The organism is Duganella rhizosphaerae, assembly GCF_040364205.1.
Taxonomy (GTDB): Bacteria; Pseudomonadota; Gammaproteobacteria; order Burkholderiales; family Burkholderiaceae_D; genus Rugamonas; species Rugamonas rhizosphaerae.
The window spans coordinates 1-2,460 of record NZ_BPWK01000046.1; the positions used below are offsets into that span (position 1 = coordinate 1).

2 protein-coding genes are annotated in these 2,460 nt (G+C 64.7%); both read right to left on the reverse strand.

Annotated features, from left to right (window positions below):
- Nucleotides 1-1,596 (reverse strand): condensation domain-containing protein (locus RUGAMON1_RS32495; protein ID WP_445234397.1); only part of this gene is annotated, 1,596 nt, incomplete at its 3' end.
- Between the two features lie 215 nt (nt 1,597-1,811).
- The coding region (locus RUGAMON1_RS32500; RefSeq protein ID WP_445234398.1) for a phosphopantetheine-binding protein at nt 1,812-2,460 on the reverse strand (649 nt) is incomplete at its 5' end.

Sequence of the window (2,460 nt, forward strand, 5' to 3'; positions counted from 1 at the left end):
GCCGTAGCTTACAACGCGGTCCTCATGGACCAGCGCCACCGCCGACGGAGCGCGCGCGGCCTGCTCCTCGAACAGCTGATGCACGCAACGCTCCGCTGCCGGCGCGACCGCGCCCGCATTCCAGTCCGACAGGATACGCGCACGCTGCGCCTCGCTCAGCAACGGCAATTCCGCCAGCGTTTGCGCGTCGTCAGCAACCAGCGCCGACAGCAGCGTGCGCCAGTGATCCATGTGCCGCTCCATCGTCGGCTGGTCGAACAGCGCGGTCGCATACTCCAGTCGGCCCACAATGACGTCGCCGGACTCCTGCAAATTCAACGACAGGTCAAACTTGGCCACGGCCTTGCCGGCGGCGACGCCGGACAGCGTCAGGCCCGGCAACGTCAGCTCGCCCTCCGGCGCGTTCTGCCATGCGAACATGACCTGGAACAGGGGCGCATGCGCCATGCTGCGGGCCGGCTGCACCAGCTCGACGATCTGTTCGAACGGCAGGTCCTGGTGCCGCTGCGCCGCCACCACCTGGGCCTTGGCATGCTGCAGCAGCTCGGCCACCGTCGCGGCGCCACCCAGGTTCAAGCGCAACGCCAGCGTATTGGCGAAGAAGCCGATCAACGGTTCCAGCTCGGCGCGGCCACGGCCGGCCATCGGACTGCCGATCACCACCTCGTCCTGGCCGGACAGGCGCGCCAGCAGCAACGCCCAGCCGGCCAGCAAAGTCATATACAAGGTCACGCCATGCCGTTGGCTGAGCCGTTTCAGATCGGCGCTCAGCGCCGCGTCGAACACCACCGGCACGGCGGCGCCGGCGAAATCCTGCTGCGCCGGCCGTGGGCGGTCGGCCGGCAGTTCCAGCAATGCGGGTGCGCCGCTCAGCGTCTGCCGCCAGTATTCCGACTGCTCTTGCTGGCGCTCCTGCTGCAACCACTGCCGTTGCCAGCACGCGTAGTCGGCATACTGTATCGGCAGCGCCGGCAGCGGATCGGACTCGTCGCGGTAAAACGCCGCGTACAGGGCGGCCAGTTCGTTGATCAGCACTCCCATCGACCAGCCGTCGGAGACGATGTGATGCATCGTCACCAGCAACACGTGTTCCTGCTCGTCGAGCGCGATCAAGCGGGCGCGTATCAGCGGACCATGCTCCAGATCGAAGGGTTCCCGCGCTTCCAGGGCGCTCAGGTGCGCCAGCTCCGCTTCCTGGTCGGCGCAGCCGCGCAGCTCGTGCACCAGCACGGCCATGCCACAATCGGCGGCGGCAAACACTTGCACCGGTGCGCCCTCGACCAGCTTGAAGCTGGTACGCAGCGCTTCATGCCGCGCCACGATGGTGTCGAGCGCACGAAGCAGGGCCTCGCGCTTGAGCGTGCCCGTCAACCTCACCCCGCCGGCGATATGATAGACATCGCTGTCCACCCCAAACTGAGACAGGAACCACAGGCGCTGCTGGGCGAATGACAATGGCAGCGGAGTCTCACGGCCGATCGGCGTGATCTGCGTCGGCTCGGCGCTGACAGCCCGGGTCAGTTTGGCGGCCTTTGCCAGCGCCATCAGATGTTTACGCTCTTCGAGAGACAGTTTCGCCAATGATGCATTCTTCATTTACTTGCGCCTATTAGTCAGATTGATGTGGTGGGGCGGGACCGCCCAAACCCCGCGAGCGCCGCCAAGCGGAGTTCGCGCACATTATTATCAAGGATGCAATCTGAAACCTATATAGGCGGTATTTCTATGCGCTCGGGGCGAATTTATGCTTAATTAAAAATACTTCCAACAAAATCGCCCCGAGTCTTCAGCAAAACCGCGCTGTGAAACGGCTATTTCATGCTCGCCTCCACGTCATCGGACGGCAGCACCTGCTGGACGTCCCCCATGTGCGCCATGAGTTCCTCCAGCTCACCGGCATCGAACTGCTCGAACTGGGCATTCAGGATGTATTCGCCCAGGTCCACGATCGTGGCGTGCGCGAACAAGCGGTCCAGCGGAACTTCAACCCCGAACGCCTGATTTATCCTCCTCATCAGCTGCACCGCCAGCAGGGAGTGGCCGCCGACATTAAAGAAGTTGTCGTGACGGCCGATCTGCTCCAGCTTGAGCAGACTGCGCCAGATTTCCGCCAGGCCCTCCTCGATCTCGCCTTCCGGCGCCTCGTAGCAGCGCCGCGCGTAGGCGTCGCCGTCCGGCGCCGGCAAGGCTTTCTGATCCAGTTTGCCGTTCGCCGTCAGAGGGAAAGCATCCAGCGTCACGAAGGCGCTCGGCACCATGTACTCGGCCAGTTGCGTCGCCACTTGCTGGCGTATCGCGTCCAGGTCGAGCTGACGGCCGCCGGCCGCGATCAGGTAGGCCACCAGGCGCTTGTCGCCCGGCTGGTCTTCGCGCGCCAGCACCACCGCCTCGCGCACCCCGGCGCAGGCCGACAATTTGGCCTCGATCTCGCCCAGTTCGATGCGGAAGCCGCGGATCTTC